This is a genomic window from Stenotrophomonas sp. BR163, from assembly GCF_047520985.2.
Lineage (GTDB): Bacteria > Pseudomonadota > Gammaproteobacteria > Xanthomonadales > Xanthomonadaceae > Stenotrophomonas > Stenotrophomonas sepilia.
The window spans coordinates 49,952-65,731 of sequence record NZ_JAXBRE020000016.1 but is presented as its reverse complement, the minus strand read 5'-3'; the positions used below and the strand labels follow the sequence as shown (position 1 = coordinate 65,731).

Below are 15,780 nucleotides of genomic sequence, written 5' to 3'. Positions count from 1 at the left end.
TCTCCCTATTGGCCGTCCGGATCATCCACCCAGCGCAGGCAGTTGCCGCCATCACGCTTGGCCCGGTACAGCGCCCGATCGGCGCTGGCATACCACTCGCTCCAGTCCGCGTCGGCATCCAGCAGGCTGGCTCCGATGCTGACCAGGCTTACATGCGGCGTGCCATGGCTGCGCTCGAGCAGGCCGTGCACCGCGCTGAGGATGAACTCGGCAGCGTGCTGCACGATCTCGCGGTTGCCACGGCGCAGCATCAGGCAGAACTCATCACCGCCAAGCCGGCAGGCCAGGTCCTGTTCGCCAGCCATCGAGCGCAGGATGTTGCCCATGCTCTGCAGCACGCGGTCGCCGGCCTGGTGGCCGTGGCGGTCGTTGATCTGCTTGAAACGGTCGCAATCGATCAGCAGCAGCGCCTGCGGCGGCCCCTCGGCACGCTCGCGGCACTCCTGCAGGTACAGGGTGAGGCCACGGCGGTTGTGCAGACCGGTCAGTTCATCGGTACGCACCAGCTCGCGGGTGTGGGTCAGCTGGTGGGTGGTGATGTAGAGGTTGTCCAGCGCGGTTTCCAGATCGTGGTTGCGCCGGCGCAACTGGCTGATCAGGGCCTGTTCGTTGGCCAGCACGCGCATGATCGTGCGGCGCAGGAAGTAGGCCACCAGGCCCGGATCGGATTCGACCAGCCGGTGGAAATCAGCCGGCCCCAGTTCCAGCACATCGCAGTCGACCAGCGCGCGCGCGCTGGCGCTGCGCAGGTGGTCGCCGACCAGCAGGCCCAGTTCTCCGAAGAACTCATGCTGCCCGAGTGTCTTGATCACCAGGTCCTCGCCGAAGTCCAGTTCGATCTGGCCTTCGAGGATCACATACATGCGCTCGCCGCGGTGGCCACGCTGGAACAGCCACTGTCCGGCACGGAGCTTGCATGCGCGGGCGAATCTGGCAAACAATGCCACCTCGGCATCTGACAACAGCGCGTGCACGATCTCGGCCATCGCCACCCGGGCGATACCTGTCGTCACATCACTGTTCTCGGCCGCACCCCTGCCGGTCATTCCCTGCACCCGCCGCCAGCGTCCCCTGGTGAGCCGCGGAGCATAGCACCGCTTTAAAGTGTGCGCCCTATCTCATTTTGACCGTTCTGCCGATCTTGATTGATGTGAAGATCGGTGGTGGCCCGTTCTGGTCACGGGTGCCCGGGCAAAACCCCTGCTGGATCAATTCGATGCCGGGTTTCACAGGGTTTCGGCCAAGTTGCCGGAACCCGGGGTGCGCCTGATTGACGCTGCCCGCTGGCTGCCCCCCTTGCATCGATACAACAACGCCGGCAGGTCCCCCGACCGGCCGGCGTTGCCTGGCCCTTCCCTGGCCACCCTGATCGGATTTCCAGGCCCCGGTAGAGCCGGCCGCTGGCCGGCTGCCACGCAGCGCCCGGAGCATCCTGTGATTGCCGGCCAGCGGCCGGCACTACCGGATCACGCCGCGCACCGGATCACGCCGCGCGTTCGCTGCGCCCGCCGTGGAACTGCTCTTCCTCGGTCGATCCGGTCAGCGCGGTGGTCGACGACTGGCCCTGCTGGATCGCCTGGGTCACCGCATCGAAATAGCCGGTACCGACCTCACGCTGGTGCTTGACCGCAGTGAAACCGCGCTCGGCCGCTTCGAACTCGGCTTCCTGCAGTTCCACGAACGCACTCATCTGGCGGCGCGCGTAGCCGTGGGCCAGATTGAACATGCCGTAGTTCAACGCATGGAACCCGGCCAGGGTGATGAACTGGAACTTGTAGCCGTAGCTGCCCAGTTCGCGCTGGAACTTGGCAATGGTGGCGTCGTCCAGGTTCTTCTTCCAGTTGAAGCTGGGCGAGCAGTTGTAGGCCAGCAGCTTGCCCGGGAACTTCGCGTGGATCGCCTCGGCGAATTTGCGTGCAAACTCCAGGTCCGGCTTGCCGGTCTCGCACCACACCAGGTCGGCATAGGGTGCATAGGCCAGGCCGCGGCTGATCGCCTGGTCCAGGCCGTTGCGGGTCTTGTAGAAACCTTCGACGGTGCGCTCACCGGTGGTGAACGGCTTGTCGTTGCCGTCGATGTCACTGGTCAGCAGATCCGCAGCTTCGGCATCGGTGCGCGCGACCAGCAGGGTCGGCACGCCCATCACGTCGGCGGCCAGGCGTGCGGCGTTGAGCTTCTCGATCGCCTCGCGGGTCGGCACCAGCACCTTGCCGCCCATGTGCCCGCACTTCTTGACCGAGGCCAGCTGGTCCTCGAAGTGCACGCCGGCGGCGCCGGCCTCGATCATCGCCTTCATCAGTTCAAAGGCGTTGAGTACGCCGCCGAAGCCGGCCTCAGCATCGGCCACGATCGGCTGCAGGAAGTCGATGTCATCCTTGCCTTCGGCGTGGTGCAGCTGGTCGGCGCGCAGCAGCGTGTTGTTGATGCGCTTGACCACCGCCGGCACCGAATCTGCCGGGTACAGCGACTGGTCCGGATACATCTGGCCGGCCAGGTTGGCGTCGGCCGCCACCTGCCAACCGGACAGGTAGATCGCCTTCAGGCCGGCCTTGACCTGCTGCATGGCCTGATTGCCGGTCAGTGCACCCAGCGCGTTGACGAACTCGCGCTCGTGCAGCGACGCCCACAGCTTCTCGGCACCCAGGCGGGCCAGCGAATGCTCGATGTGGACGGTGCCGCGCAGGCGCACCACGTCGGTGGCGCTGTAGTTGCGCTGGATGCCTTCCCAACGCGGGTTGGTATCCCAGTCGTGCTGGATCTGTTCGGCAGTGGGCAGCTTGCTCATGTCTTTCTCCAGTTCGGTTCGTGCGTGCAGCGGGGAGGGAAACGGCGGTAGAAGCGCGCGGCAGTCAATCGATGCGCGCGTAGGCCGGCAGGGTCAGGAAATCGGTCAGTTCTTCGCTGCGGCTCAGTTCGCCGAGCAGGGCGATGGCCTCGCTGATGCGCGCGCCACCGGGCAGCGCGGCGGTATCGCCCAGCCGTGCCGGCAGCTGCGACAGGGTGGAATCCAGCAGGGCCATGTCGATCGCGGTGCCATCGTCCAGCTGCTGGCCCGGCGTATGCAGCCACTGCCACAACTGGCTGCGGCTGATCTCGGCGGTGGCCGCGTCCTCCATCAGGTGATGGATCGGCACACAGCCGTTGCCATCCAGCCACGCCGCCAAGTAACGCACGCAGACTTCCACGTTGCCTTCGAAGCCGGCGCGGGTGATGGTGCCCGGCGGCCGCGCGATCAGTTCATCGCGGCCGACGCGCACGTCCTGGCGCAGCACGCTGTGCTGGTTCGCACCGGGCATGTGTTCGTCGAAGATCGCCATCGCCACCGGAATCAGCGCCGGATGCGCGACCCAGGTGCCGTCGTGGCCGGCGCTGACTTCACGCAGCTTGTCGGCGCGAACGCGGGCCATGGCCTGTTCGTTGGCGGCGGCATCGTTGTTGATCGGAATCTGCGCGGCCATGCCGCCCATCGCATGCGCACCGCGGCGGTGGCAGGTCTGGATCAGCAGTTCCGAATAGGCCTTCAGGAACGGCTGGGTCATGGTCACCTGGCCGCGTTCGGGCAGCACGCGGTCGGCGTGGCGGCGGAAGGTCTTCAGGTACGAGAAGATGTAGTCCCAGCGCCCGCAGTTCAGGCCGACGATGCGATCACGCAGCGCGTGCAGGATCTCGTCCATCTCGAACACCGCCGGCAGCGTTTCGATCAGCACGGTCACCTTGATCTGGCCGTGCGGCAGGCCGAGCATCCCTTCGATGTGCGACAGCGCGGTTTCCCACAGCGCCGCCTCTTCCATGCTCTGCAGCTTGGGCAGGTAGAAGTACGGGCCACGATCCTTGGCCTGCAGGGAGCGGGCGTTGTGGAAGGCGAACACCGCTGCGTCGAACAGGCCACCGGCGAGGAACTGGCCGTCGACGCGTACGTGCTTCTCGTCCAGGTGCCAGCCACGCGGACGCACGATCAGCACCGCCTGTTCGTCGTACGGGCGCAGCGTGTAGTGCTTGCCATTTGGGGCGGTGTATTCCAGATCGCCGCGCACCGCCGCAGCCAGCGACTGCTGCCCGGCCAGCAGGTTGCGCCAGGTCGGCGAGGTCGAATCCTCGAAGTCGGCCATGAACACCTTGGCGCCGGAGTTCAGCGCGTTGATGACCATCTTCGGGTCGGTCGGGCCGGTGATCTCGACGCGGCGGTCCTGCAGCGCGGCCGGCAGCGGCGCAACGCGCCAGTCGCCGCTGCGGATCGCAGTGGTGTCTTCACGGAAGTCCGGCAGGCCGCCCTGGTCGAAGAACGCCTGGCGTTCACGGCGGGCCTGCAGCCTCGCCTGCCGGCCCGGTTCCACCGCGCGGTGCAGCGACACCAGCAGGGCCAGCAGCGGCGCCGGCAGCACGGTGTCCTGGCCGGCCACGCGGGTCGCCAGGGCGATGCCGGGGGTGGCCTTGGTGGCGGGGGTGGGAACGGCGGAAGCGAGGGCGGACATGGGGCGACTCCAGCGGTGGGGGAACGTCTCCACGGTGCCGCCCGGCCTCAGTATTTGGCAAAACAGTTTTTGCAATGTTTTACATAAATTATGCTAATACTCGTTACACGATGAGCACACGCTCCCCGCCAAGTCCGCGTTTTTCCTACAAATCCGACCGGCTGAAGCCGCTGCGCGCGTTCTGCCAGACCGTGCGCCTGGGCTCGGTCTCACGGGCGGCTGAGGCGCTTTTCGTCAGCCAGCCGGCCATCAGCCTGCAGTTGCAGGCGTTGGAACGGGAGCTGGGGGTGCCATTGTTCGAGCGCAGCGGGCGGCGCCTGGTGCCCAGCCGCGAGGGCCAGCTGCTGTACGAGATGGCACAGCCGCTGGTGGAGAATCTGGACGGGCTGGAGGCGCGCTTCCGCGACAAGGTGCGCGGCCTGGACGCGGGCGAGCTCAACATCGCCGCCAACAGTTCGACCATCCTGTACCTGCTGCCGAAGATCGTCGAACGCTTCCGCCTGCACCATCCGGACGTGCGCCTGACCCTGCACAACGCGATCAGCGCCGACGGCACCGACCTGCTGCGCGAGGATGCCGCCGACCTGGCGATAGGTTCGATGACCGATGTGCCGGCCGACCTGACCTACGCCCCGGCCTACCGCTTCGAGCAGGTGCTGATCGCACCGCACGATCATCCGCTGGCCAAGGGCGGCGAGCTGGAGCTGGCCGACATCGCGCGCTATCCACTGGTGCTGCCGCCGAAGCGGCAGATCACCTACCGGCTGGTGGACCAGGTGTTCCAGCGCCACCGCATCGCCTACACCGTGGCGCTGGAGGTGGGCGGCTGGGAAGTGATCAAGCAGTACGTGGCGATGGGCATGGGCATTTCCATCGTGCCGGCGCTGTGCCTGAACGAGGCCGACCACGAGCGGCTGGCGGCGCGATCGATGAAGCGCTGGTTCCCCGAGCGCAGCTACGGGGTGATCGTGCGCCGGGGCAAGGCGTTGTCGGCGCAGGCGCGGGCGTTCATCGAGCTGATCCAGCCGGAGTTGTTCAGCCCGCGCGATTACGACCAGAGCGGGCATTCCGAGCGGTAGGGGTGTTCGGCAGGGCTGCGCCCTGCACCTGCAGAGGCCGAAGCAACGGCAACGGCGACAGCGGGCTTTCCGTGGGATGGCGGGGTGGGTCCGGTTACGGGGGACGCCGTAAATCCGTCCATGGAGGCTCGGTCGCGCCATCCATGGCGCTCACGCCCCCGCAACCGGACCCACCCCGCCTTCGACCGTTTTCTGCGAACTGTGGGAAATGCTTCCCATGGTGGGTGCCGACCGTTGGTCGGCACGGGGTCGGATCCCGTTGCTGCGCAACGGGCTCTGACCCCATTTCCGGCTGACGATGAATAAACTGGCCCCATGTCCATCGAACTGCGCCACCTGCGTTACTTCCTCGCTGTCGCCGATACGCTGCACTTCGGCCAGGCGGCGGAGCGGCTGGGCATGTCACAGCCGCCGCTCAGCCAGCAGATCCGCCAGCTGGAAGAACTGATTGGCGCGCGTCTGTTCGTGCGCAGCCATCGCCGCGTGCAGCTGACGCCTGCGGGCGAGCTGCTGCAGGAACGTGCACGCGCCATCGTGCAGCAGGTGGAAACGGCCGTGGACGAGGTACAGCGTGCACAGCGTGGTGAGCAGGGTGAACTGCATATCGGTCTGACTCGCGCCACGCCACTGTCACCGCAGATTCCGCGTTCGATCCTGCGCTACCGTCAGCAGTACCCGCAGGTGCGGCTGCAGCTGAGCGAGATGAACACGCTGCAGCAGATCGACGCGCTGCTCGACGGTTCACTGGACGTGGGCATCATCCGCAAGCGCGCGCTGCCGCCGGAACTGGTGGCGCACAGCCTGTTCGTCGACCCGCTGGCGCTGATCGTGCACGCCGACCACCCTGCCCTGCGCAGGCTGTCGAAGCAGGGCACGCTGTCGCTGCGCGACTTCGCGCAGGAGCCGTTCGTAGCGTTCCGCCGCAGCGCCGGCGCGGGCATCCACGACCACATGATCGCGTTGTGCGCAGCGGCGGGCTTCACGCCGCGCATCGTGCAGGAAGCCGGTGAAGCATCGACCTTGATCAGCCTGGCCGCTGCGGGCCTGGGTGCGGCGATCCTGCCGTCTTCATGCGATCACATACGCGTGGAAGGATCGCGCTTCGTGGCACTGGCCGATGCTGGCGCGCATTCGGAAGTGCAGCTGGCCTGGCACCGCGAACGGGTAACGCCGCTGATCCGCAATTTCGCCACGCTGCTGCGCGGAGCGTTCGCCGAGGGGTAGGCGTGCACTCCACCCGGGTAGTGCCGGCCGCTGGCCGGCAACCCCACAGGGGCCGGCACTACCGTACACGTTGGTTCACGCCGTCACCGGCTGCGGCGCGCGCTGCTGCAGCGCCCAGACAATGCCACCACCGATCAGGGTCAGCACCGCAGCGAACACGCATACCCCCCGCCAGTCCCAGGCCGCATAGGCCAGGCCACCGACCCCGCCCAGCACGCTGGATCCCAGGTAGTAGGCGAACAGGTACATCGCCGAGGCTTCGGCGCGCATCGTACCGGCGCGGCTGCCAACCCAGCTGCTGGCCACCGAGTGGCCGCCGAAGAAGCCGAACGTGACCAGCGCGATACCCAGTGCCATCGCACTCAGCCACGGCATTGCCAGCAGTGCGATGCCGGCGCCGATCAACGCGAACGAGATCGACAGGATGCGGCCGCGCCCGTAGCGCGTTGCCTGCTGGCCCATCCACGCCGAACTGAAGGTGCCCACCAGATAGACGCTGAAGATCAGGCCGACCACGGTCTGGCTGAGGTGGTACGGCGGCGCCAGCAGGTGGTAGCCCAGGTAGTTGTAGAGGGTGACGAACACGCCCATCAGCACGAACGAGGTGGCGAACAGCCACGGCAGGCCCGGGTCGGCGAACAGCAGGCGCCAGCGCGACGGCAACCGGCGCAGGCCGTCACGACGGGGATGGAAGTGGCGCGACGGCGGCAGCTGCAGCCACAGCAGCACGGTACTGGCCACCGCGATGATCGAGACCACGCCGATACCCCAGCGCCAGCCCCAGTGGTCGGCGATGATGCCGGCCAGCAGGCGCCCGCTCATGCCACCGATGGCGTTGCCGCCGATGTACAGGCCCATCGCCAGGCCCAGCGCGCGGCTGTCCATTTCCTCGACCAGGTAGGTCATCGCCACCGCCGGCACGCCGCTCAGCGCCAGGCCGAGCAGCGTGCGCAATACCAGCAGCGTGGTCCAGTCATCCACCAGCGCCGAGCTCAGCGACAGCATGGCCGAGGCCAGCAACGCGACGATCATCAATGGGCGGCGGCCGACCGCATCGGACAGCAACCCGGCCAGCAGCATCGCTACGGCCAGGGTACCGGTGGTCAGCGATAACGACATGGCGCTGCCGGCGGCGGACACGCCGAAGTGACGGCTGAACTCAGGCAGCAGCGGCTGCACCGTGTACAGCAGACCGAAGGTGGAAAAGCCGGCCAGGAACAGCGCCAGCGCGGTGCGACGAAAGGCCGGTGTGCCCTGCTGGATGCGGGTCTCGGCGCTGGGATCGACAGTGGGGGGGCGGCGTTCGACGGCCGCCGCGGTTTCGCCAGTCATGGGATCGATGGGCCGGTGGGGTGCGGCCAAGCGTGGGAGGGAACGGGCCTCAGACTAGGCCCGTCTATCCAGTCGATCCATAACCTGATAGGTCATGATTGATATACGAAAAGTATCAATTCAGCTTACAGGCGCTGCCACTCGAAGCCGTCGCCCCGGCGGTAGTACACCGCCACCGCGCGGCCGTAGAGCTTGTCGGCGTCGACGAAGCCGAAGAAGCGGCCATCGAAGCTGTTGCCGCGGTGGTCACCCAGCACCAGCACCTTGCCGGCCGGCACCACCAGGTCGGCGATGTCCGGACCGCCGCCCATGTCCAGATCAAGGCGGGCGCGTCGCTCGCCGAAGGCTTCCACGTCCTGCAGGTCGGCCATCTGCAGCGGCTGCCCGTTGATGCTCAGATGGCCCTCGCGCATCTGCACATGGTCACCGGCCACCGCCGCGACGCGCTTGATCAGGCGGGTGCCGTCGGCCGGTGAGTCGAAGACCGCCACCTCGCCACGCTGCGGGGTGCCGGTCGCCATCAGTTCCGTGTTGGTGAACGGCAGGCGCAGGCCGTAGGCGCGCATGTCCACCACCACCCGGTCGCCGGGCTGCAGGGTCGGCTGCATCGAACCACTCGGCACCACGTAATGGTTGGCCAGGGTATCGCGGGCGGCGGCGAGCAGGCCGAGCATCACCAACAGCGGCAATGCCTCCTTCTTCAGCCAGGCCACGGCGCGTTGGGAAAAGGGGGGACGGGCAACAGCATCCATGACAGGCTTCGGTTGGGTGGTGGCTGCATCAGACCTCATCCGGGCGCAAGAGGTTCCCGCGCCGCGCTCCTGTAGAGCCGAGCCTACGCTCGGCTTGTTCTTTGTAGCGTCGAGGTTGCCCGACTGGGGCGCAGAGCAGCCGAGCGTAGGCTCGGCTCTACATGAAGGGTTACGCAGGTTTTACGCCCCGGTGCGGCCGCGGGCATCGCACCTTTACGGGCAGCACGCGCATCGTGTGCCCACCGCGCCACACGGCGCATTCCGCAAGGTGTTGTATGACCCTCCTGGTGATCCGCCACGCCTCTTCGTCGGCACCGCGTCCCCAACTGCCGGCACAGCTGGCCGGCCATCGCGTGCTGTGCAGTGACTGCGCCAGCCTGTCCGAGGTACGCCGGTGCCTGTGCCAGCCGCAGGCGCGCTCGGCCGACTGGGTACTGCTGGATGTCGGTGCCGCCGACGAGGCGCAATGGCTGGCCGAAGGTGGCGCGCTGCAGGCGGCGCTGGAACGGCTGCCGGCGCAGTACATCGAGTTGCAGGCGCCCAGCGAACCTGGTCTGGATGCACGCCTGCGCCTGCAGCACGGCCCCGCCGCCGTGGTGGTCGACCAGCGCAGCCAGCAGGCCGGTTACCCGTTGTCGCTGGCCATTGTCGGCCGCCGCCTGGCGCAGGAGAGCTGAGTCATGTCGATCTTCATCATCCGCGGCCCGGAAGCGGCCGGCGCCCTGATCCGCACCGCGATGCCGCTGCCGGCACCGGTCCTGAAGTCGCTGGTGCATCGCGCGATCGACGCCGGCACCAGCGTGGCGATCCGCGCCTGCGGTTCGGAACAGGAACTACTCGATGCGCTGCGCGTGGCCGACCACAGCCGTGGCGAGGTGACGCTGCTCGATCCGGGTGCGTGTGCCAACAGTCTGCGCCTGCAGCGGCTGCTGCCCTATCTGCACAACGCGTACGTAGAGGTGCATGACGACGGCGCAGTGGCCGAACCGTGCCTGCCGGCCGGTGTCGGCCAGCGCCTGGGCATTGCTGCTGGGTATGGCGCGCAGAGTTATGTGCTGGCGCTGGATATCGCGCTCGATCACCTGGGCCTGGCCGAGCAGGCCAACCGGGTGCACGTGGGGACGTGATCCGCTTGTGTAGAGCCGAGCCCATGCTCGGCTGCGTCTCCAGAAAAAGCCAGCCGAGCATGGGCTCGGCTCTACACAAAGAAAAACGGCGGGGTCGCCCCCGCCGTTTTCGCTTTCTTATTTCAGCCCGCGGAACTTCAGCAGCGGTTCCACCGACGGGTCCTTGCCGCGGAAATCGCGGTACAGGGTCGACAACTCCACGCTGTTGCCGCGCGAGAGGATCTTGTCGCGGAACTCCTGGCCGTTGGCCGCCGTCAGGCCACCGTGTTCGGTGAACCACTGGTAGGCGTCATGGTCCAGCACTTCGGCCCAGAAGTAGGCGTAGTAACCGGCCGAGTAACCACCACCCCAGATATGGTCGAAGTAGGTGGTGCGGTAACGCGGCGGCACCTGCGGCAGGTCGACCTTGAACTTCTTCAGCGCGCTGGCTTCAAAGGCGCCGACATCCTGCAGCGGTGCGTCGGCCTTCTGCGTGTGCCAGGCCAGGTCGAGCAGCGCGGCCGACAGGTATTCGGTGGTCGCATAGCCCTGGTTGAAGCTGCGCGCCTTGAGAATCTTGTCGACCAGTTCCTGCGGCATCGCCTCGCCGGTCTTGTAGTGCTTGGCGTAGTTGGCGAACACCTTCGGGTCCAGTGCCCAGTGCTCGTTGAACTGCGACGGGAACTCGACGAAGTCACGCGAGGTGGCGGTGCCGGCGATCGACGGGTACTTCACGTTCGAGAACATGCCGTGCAGCGCATGGCCGAACTCATGGAACATGGTGGTGACGTCGTCGAAGCTGATCAGCGCCGGCTGGCCGGCGGCCGGCTTGGTGAAGTTGCAGACGTTGTAGACCACCGGCTTGGCACCGGTCAGGCCGTCCTGCTCGACGAACACGTCCATCCAGGCGCCGCCGGACTTGCTGTCACGCTTGAAGTAGTCGGTGTAGAACAGGGCCAGCGAGGTGCCGTCCTTGTCGAACACTTCGTACACCTTCATGTCCGGGTTGTAGGTCGGAATGTCGGTGCGCGGCTTGAAGGTGATGCCGTACAGCTGGGTGGCGGCGTAGAAGACGCCGTTCTGCAGCACGTTGTCCAGTTCGAAGTACGGCTTGATCTGCGACTCGTCCAGATCGTACTTGGCCTTGCGCACCTGCTCGGCGTAGAAGTCCCAGTCCGAAGCGGCGACCTGGAATCCGCCCTTCTGCGCATCGATGACCTTCTGGATCTCACCGGCCTCGGCGCGCGCCTTGGCGGTGGCGGCCGGCACGGTGTCGGTCAGCAGCTTGAGCGCGGCCGCCGGAGTCTTGGCCATCTGGTCGCCCAGCTGGTAGTCGGCGAAGGTGTCGAAGCCGAGCAGCTTGGCCTTCTGCGCACGCAGCTGGGCCAGGCGCTGCACGGTCTGCCGGGTGTCGTTGGCATCACCGCGCTCGGCGCGGGTTTCAGAGGCCTTCAGCACGGCGGCACGCTGGTCGCGATCGCTCAGCGAGCCGAGCACCGGCTGCTGGGTGGTGTTCTGCAGCGGCAGCAGGAATTTGCCATCCAGCTTGCGGTCCTTGGCGGCGGCCGCAGCATTGTTGATCGCGCCCTCGTCCAGGCCGGCCAGCCTGGCCTTGTCGTCAACGACAACAGCCGCAGCGGCGGTCGCGGCCACCAGGCGGGTGTGGAACTGGGTGGAGAGCGTGGTCTCTTCCACGTTGAGCTTGCGCAGGGTCGCCTTGTCAGCGTCGGACAGCTGCGCACCGGCGCGCACCAGGCCATCGTAATAGTGCTCGACCAGGCGCTTCTGCACCGGGTCCAGCTCCAGCGTGTCACGCTGGTCGTACAGCGACTTCACGCGCGCGAACAGCTTCGGATCGAGGTTGATCTCATCCTGGTGCGCGGCCAGCTTCGGCGCCACTTCTTCCTGGATCTTCTGGCGCGCATCGTTGGTGTCGGCCTGGACCAGGCCGAAGAAGATGCGCGACACGCGGGTCAGGGTCTCGCCGCTGCGCTCCATCGCCACGATGGTGTTGTCGAAGGTGGCCGGCTCGCTGCTGTCGGCGATCTTGCGCACGTCGGCTAGGTGCTGGCGCATGCCTTCTTCGAACGCCGGCAGGTAGTCGCTGTCCTTGATCTTGTCGAACGGCGGGGCCTGGAACGGCAGCGTGCTGGCACTCAGCAGCGGATTGGTGGAGGCTTCGGCCGGCTGCTGGGCCGGGGTCTTCTGGGCATCGGACACGGGGGTGGACTCCTTGCCGGAACAGGCCGCCAGCGCCAGGCTGATGGCGGCGGCCAGGACTACGGTACGCGACATGTAAAAACGCTCCTTGGGCAGACGGTATGGATACCAGCCCTCCACCCTACTCCTGTCGCGCTCGCCCGGCATGTGCCGGACGTGGCGTCTATGCGGCGCCCTGCGGCCGGCTCAGACCGTGCCGCGGGTCTTGCCGATCCAGGGCCGGTAGAACTCGCGGATGGCAGCCATGTCGGCCACATCGTCGCCGCTCGGGGTGAACAACGGACCGATGCCGATGGTCTTTTCCGGATAGTGGAAATACGCAGTCAGGATCGGCACGTCGGCCATCCGGGCGATCTTCAGGAAGCCGGCCTTCCAGTCCTTCACCGCCTTGCGGGTGCCCTCGGGGGTGATGGCGAACCACATCTTCTCGTTGTTGCGCAGCAGGTCCACCGCCTGGCCCACCGTACCCTGTGGCGAGCTGCGATCGAGCGGAATCACGCCCAGCCGGTGCAGCAACGGGCCCAGCGGCCACCAGAACAGCGACGCCTTGCCCAGCACCTTCACCTTCATGCCGAGCGCGATCTTCGCCGCCATGCCCCACAGCCCGTCCCAGTTGGACGAATGCGGGGCGATGATGAAGACCAGCCTGGGGATGTCAGGCAGGGTGCCGGTCACCTTCCAGCCCCCCATGCGCAGGGTGCAGCGCGCCAGCCAGCGCAGGAAGGCGTTGGGTTTGACCTGCGGCATCCGCGGCGGTACGGCCGGCAGCAACGAAGTCGGGTTGTTCAAGCAATCACTCCCAGTCACGTGATGAGCGCCCGCGCTTGATCTGCGCGCGCCCGCGTTTGGCGTCCAGACGACGCAGTTTCGACCCGAGGGTCGGCTTGGTGGCCTTGCGCGGTTTGGGCACGCTCAGCCCGGCCTGGATGAAGGCCGCCAGCCGCTCGCGCGCATCCTCGCGATTGCGATCCTGGGTGCGGAAACGTTGCGCGTCGATGACCAGCACGCCTTCGCCGGTCATGCGCCGGTCACGCCGCGCCAACAGCCGCGCGCGCAACGGTTCGGGCAACGAGGGCGAGTTGGCCACGTCGAAACGCAGTTCCACCGCAGTGGACACCTTGTTGACGTTCTGGCCGCCGGCGCCACTGGCGCGCACGAACCGCTCGACGATCTCGCCGTCGGGGATTTCAAGCTGCGCGCTGATGGTGACCGGTCCACTGCCCATCCGCGCATTGTAGCGGTAGCCACGTGGTGGAGTGCGCCATCGCGCCCCGTATGCCGCCGATCAGGCGCCGAACACGCCGCCTTCGCCTGGGCTGCAGGTATGCTTGCGGTCCCATGTACCGCAGGAAGCCCGCATGACCCGCTTCGCACCCGCCCTGCCGTCCCTGCTGCGCCGCGCCGCCCTGCTGCTGGCACTGGCCACGGCCAGCGTCCCGGCCCTGGCCGCCCCGCCGACCGACGGCGACATCAACCGCCTGCTGTCGGCCTCGCGCGCGCAGAGCATGATCGACACCATGGTGCCGCAGATCGAAGCCATGCAGCAGCAGCAGTTCCAGCAGGTGGCCGCACAGCGCCAGCTCACCGCCCAGCAGCAGGAACAGCTGAAGCGGATCCAGGCGCGGACCAGCCAGACCCTGCGCCAGGCCATGTCGTGGCAGCAGCTGCGGCCGATGTACGTGGACCTGTACAAGAAGACGTTCAGCAAGGAAGACGTGCTGGCGATGGCCGAGTTCTACGAGAGCGCGGCAGGCCAGAGCCTGCTGGACAAGACCCCGGCACTGATGCAGAACGTGATGGTGGCCATCCAGGCGCGCATGCAGCCGCTGTTTGCGGACCTGCAGAAAGACCTGGAAGCGATCGTCAACGAGCCGGAAAAGAAACGAGAATGAGGTAGTGCCGGCCGCTGGCCGGCTCCCCAGTACACCTGGAATCACGCAGCTGCCGGCCAGCGGCCGGCACTACCGTCAAACTGCGTCCACCTGCCAGCCGAACAGGTCCAGTGCCTTCTGGAACTGGCGGTCCAGCGGCGCACTGACATCCACGTTGCCGCCCTCCGGATGCGGAAAACGCAGGCGCTCGGCGTGCAGCAGCATGCGGTGCACGCCCTGCATGCGGAAGATGCGGTTATGGCGCCCATCGCCGTGGCTGGTATCGCCGATCATGTGATGCGACAGGTGCTTGAGATGACGGCGGATCTGCCGGAAGCGCCCGGTCTGCGGCTGGCAGCGCAGCAGCGCGTAGCGCGAGCTGCTGAACTCGCCCACCGGCACCGACAGCTCGCCAGTGGCCAGGCGCTGGAAATCGGTGATCGCCGGCTTCTTCACCGGCTTGCCCGGCCCGCCGTCCAGATCATGGTCCACCCGCCAGGACAGCTCGGCCGGCCAGCCTCGGCAGACTGTCAGGTAGTCCTTGGCCACTTCGCCACCCATCAGTGCCTTGCCCAGCGAACTGGCGGTTTCGCGGTCGAAGGCCAGCAGCAGGCAGCCACTGGTGGCCCGGTCCAGGCGGTGCACGAGGAAGATCGACCGCCCCAGCTGCTCACGCAGGCGGTCGGCCAGGAAATCATCTTCGCCACGGGCCAGCTTGCTGTCGTGGACCATCAGCCCGGCAGGCTTGTTGACCACGGCCAGGCGCTCATCCAGGTGCAGCAGCTGCAGGGGCGCGGTTTCAGTCTCGACCGCGGCGAGGGTGTCAGGTTCGGTACTCACCGCGGGATTATCGGGGCTGGGCACTGAATGGGGTAGAGCCGGCCGCTGGCCGGCTGCCTCCGGGCAGTTGGATTGCGGCGGCTGCCGGCCAGCAGCCGGCACTACCGGATCACGCGCGGGCAGCGTGGCAATCAGGCGTTGCGCACGGCCAGCAGTTCGCCGTTGCCCACCGGCACCACGCTGGTGCTGAAGTCCGGATCGGCATCCAGCAGCAGGCACAAGGGTTCCATCTCTTCCGCGTGCGAGGTCGCGTTGTCCACCACCAGCAGGCCCCCCGGTCGCAGCACGCGGCGCAGCTGCGGCCACCAGCCGGCGTACTGCCCGCGGTCCGAATCGAGGAACAGCAGGTCGATGCTGCCTTCGGCGGCCCCTGCCAACCACTGCCCGGCATCGCCATGCACCAGCGTGATGTGCGCGGCCAACCCGCTGCGCGCGAACGTGGAGCGCGCCATCGTCACCTTGTCCTCGGCGAATTCCAGCGTGGTCACGTGACCGTCGATGGCGGCGGCGGCTTCGGCCAGCCACAGCGTGGAGTAGCCATTGGAGGTGCCAATTTCCAGTACCCGTCGCGCGGTGCCGAAACGCACCAGCACCGACAGGAATTCACCGGTATCCGGCGTGATGTTGAGCATGCGCCGAGCGCGCTCGGTTTCATGCGCGTCGTTTTCAGCACCGAAGTGCATCAGTTCGTTCTTCAATTCCGAAAGCCGCATCGTCATCGCTTCTTTCAATTGCCGCAGCAAGGGTAAGCATTGTGGCCTGTCCGGCCACATTTCGTATTCCTCCTAGCCCCGCGCCGCGTTCACGTTGCGATAGTTCCCGCCTTCTTCACGCGGGACGGTGCACCCGCCCGCTGCCCTCTTGGTTTCCGCAAGGACACGGCC

General features: G+C 66.9%; 15 protein-coding genes. 5 read left to right on the top strand and 10 right to left on the bottom strand.

From position 1 onward, the window contains the following. Nucleotides 1-5: 5 nt before the first annotated feature. From ACM0PY_RS14115 to aceB, 3 genes are all read right to left on the bottom strand, one after another. The gene (locus ACM0PY_RS14115) at nt 6-1,046 is read right to left on the bottom strand and encodes a GGDEF domain-containing protein (protein WP_032954692.1); all 1,041 of its coding nucleotides are present in this window, start codon (nt 1,044-1,046) and stop codon (nt 6-8) included. Between the two features lie 437 nt (nt 1,047-1,483). Further along, nucleotides 1,484-2,785, bottom strand: a complete 1,302-nt coding sequence (gene aceA, locus ACM0PY_RS14110; RefSeq protein ID WP_065178398.1) for an isocitrate lyase — start codon at nt 2,783-2,785, stop codon at nt 1,484-1,486. Nucleotides 2,786-2,849: 64 nt separating this feature from the next. Then, entirely contained in the window at nt 2,850-4,472 is a 1,623-nt protein-coding gene (gene aceB / locus ACM0PY_RS14105) for a malate synthase A (protein WP_180895501.1), read from the bottom strand. A 110-nt stretch (nt 4,473-4,582) separates the two neighbouring features. Here aceB and ACM0PY_RS14100 point away from each other — a divergent pair, with 110 nt between their 5' ends. Both ACM0PY_RS14100 and ACM0PY_RS14095 read left to right on the top strand, forming a co-directional pair. Continuing rightward, the gene (locus ACM0PY_RS14100; protein WP_134971934.1) at nt 4,583-5,551 is read left to right on the top strand and encodes a LysR family transcriptional regulator; all 969 of its coding nucleotides are present in this window, start codon (nt 4,583-4,585) and stop codon (nt 5,549-5,551) included. A gap of 315 nt (nt 5,552-5,866) precedes the next feature. Further along, nucleotides 5,867-6,775, top strand: a complete 909-nt coding sequence (locus tag ACM0PY_RS14095) for a LysR family transcriptional regulator (RefSeq protein ID WP_061480259.1) — start codon at nt 5,867-5,869, stop codon at nt 6,773-6,775. 75 nt (nt 6,776-6,850) lie between these two features. On the opposite strand, the gene ACM0PY_RS14090 is transcribed toward ACM0PY_RS14095, so the two are convergent. Beyond that, entirely contained in the window at nt 6,851-8,107 is a 1,257-nt protein-coding gene (locus ACM0PY_RS14090; protein ID WP_180884855.1) for an MFS transporter, read from the bottom strand. A 125-nt stretch (nt 8,108-8,232) separates the two neighbouring features. Continuing rightward, nucleotides 8,233-8,859, bottom strand: coding sequence for a signal peptidase I (gene lepB, locus ACM0PY_RS14085; RefSeq protein WP_005420745.1), 627 nt, complete (start codon nt 8,857-8,859; stop codon nt 8,233-8,235). Nucleotides 8,860-9,134: 275 nt separating this feature from the next. Between lepB and ACM0PY_RS14080 the strand changes: the two genes are divergently transcribed. Continuing rightward, nucleotides 9,135-9,536 carry a hypothetical protein gene (locus ACM0PY_RS14080; protein WP_180884857.1) on the top strand — a complete coding sequence of 134 codons (402 nt, stop codon included), beginning with the start codon at nt 9,135-9,137 and terminating at the stop codon, nt 9,534-9,536. Between the two features lie 3 nt (nt 9,537-9,539). Then, nucleotides 9,540-9,986 (top strand): 3-dehydroquinate dehydratase, encoded by a 447-nt coding sequence (locus tag ACM0PY_RS14075; protein WP_004153636.1) that lies wholly within the window; start codon nt 9,540-9,542, stop codon nt 9,984-9,986. 117 nt (nt 9,987-10,103) lie between these two features. On the opposite strand, the gene dcp is transcribed toward ACM0PY_RS14075, so the two are convergent. The 3 genes from dcp to arfB form a co-directional block, all read right to left on the bottom strand. Next, complete coding sequence (gene dcp, locus ACM0PY_RS14070) at nt 10,104-12,260, bottom strand: peptidyl-dipeptidase Dcp (protein ID WP_134971942.1); 2,157 nt, start codon at nt 12,258-12,260, stop codon at nt 10,104-10,106. A gap of 111 nt (nt 12,261-12,371) precedes the next feature. After that, complete coding sequence (locus ACM0PY_RS14065) at nt 12,372-12,974, bottom strand: lysophospholipid acyltransferase family protein (protein WP_180884859.1); 603 nt, start codon at nt 12,972-12,974, stop codon at nt 12,372-12,374. Nucleotides 12,975-12,978: 4 nt separating this feature from the next. Beyond that, nucleotides 12,979-13,410 carry an alternative ribosome rescue aminoacyl-tRNA hydrolase ArfB gene (gene arfB / locus ACM0PY_RS14060; RefSeq protein WP_005420755.1) on the bottom strand — a complete coding sequence of 144 codons (432 nt, stop codon included), beginning with the start codon at nt 13,408-13,410 and terminating at the stop codon, nt 12,979-12,981. A gap of 133 nt (nt 13,411-13,543) precedes the next feature. Here arfB and ACM0PY_RS14055 point away from each other — a divergent pair, with 133 nt between their 5' ends. Continuing rightward, nucleotides 13,544-14,077: a DUF2059 domain-containing protein gene (locus tag ACM0PY_RS14055; RefSeq protein ID WP_005420757.1), complete on the top strand. Its 534-nt coding sequence runs from the start codon at nt 13,544-13,546 to the stop codon at nt 14,075-14,077. A 75-nt stretch (nt 14,078-14,152) separates the two neighbouring features. Here ACM0PY_RS14055 and ACM0PY_RS14050 read toward each other — a convergent pair whose 3' ends face one another. Continuing rightward, the gene (locus tag ACM0PY_RS14050) at nt 14,153-14,920 is read right to left on the bottom strand and encodes a pseudouridine synthase (protein WP_414609480.1); all 768 of its coding nucleotides are present in this window, start codon (nt 14,918-14,920) and stop codon (nt 14,153-14,155) included. 107 nt (nt 14,921-15,027) lie between these two features. Next, nucleotides 15,028-15,615 carry an O-methyltransferase gene (locus ACM0PY_RS14045; RefSeq protein WP_134971944.1) on the bottom strand — a complete coding sequence of 196 codons (588 nt, stop codon included), beginning with the start codon at nt 15,613-15,615 and terminating at the stop codon, nt 15,028-15,030. Nucleotides 15,616-15,780 lie beyond the last annotated feature (165 nt).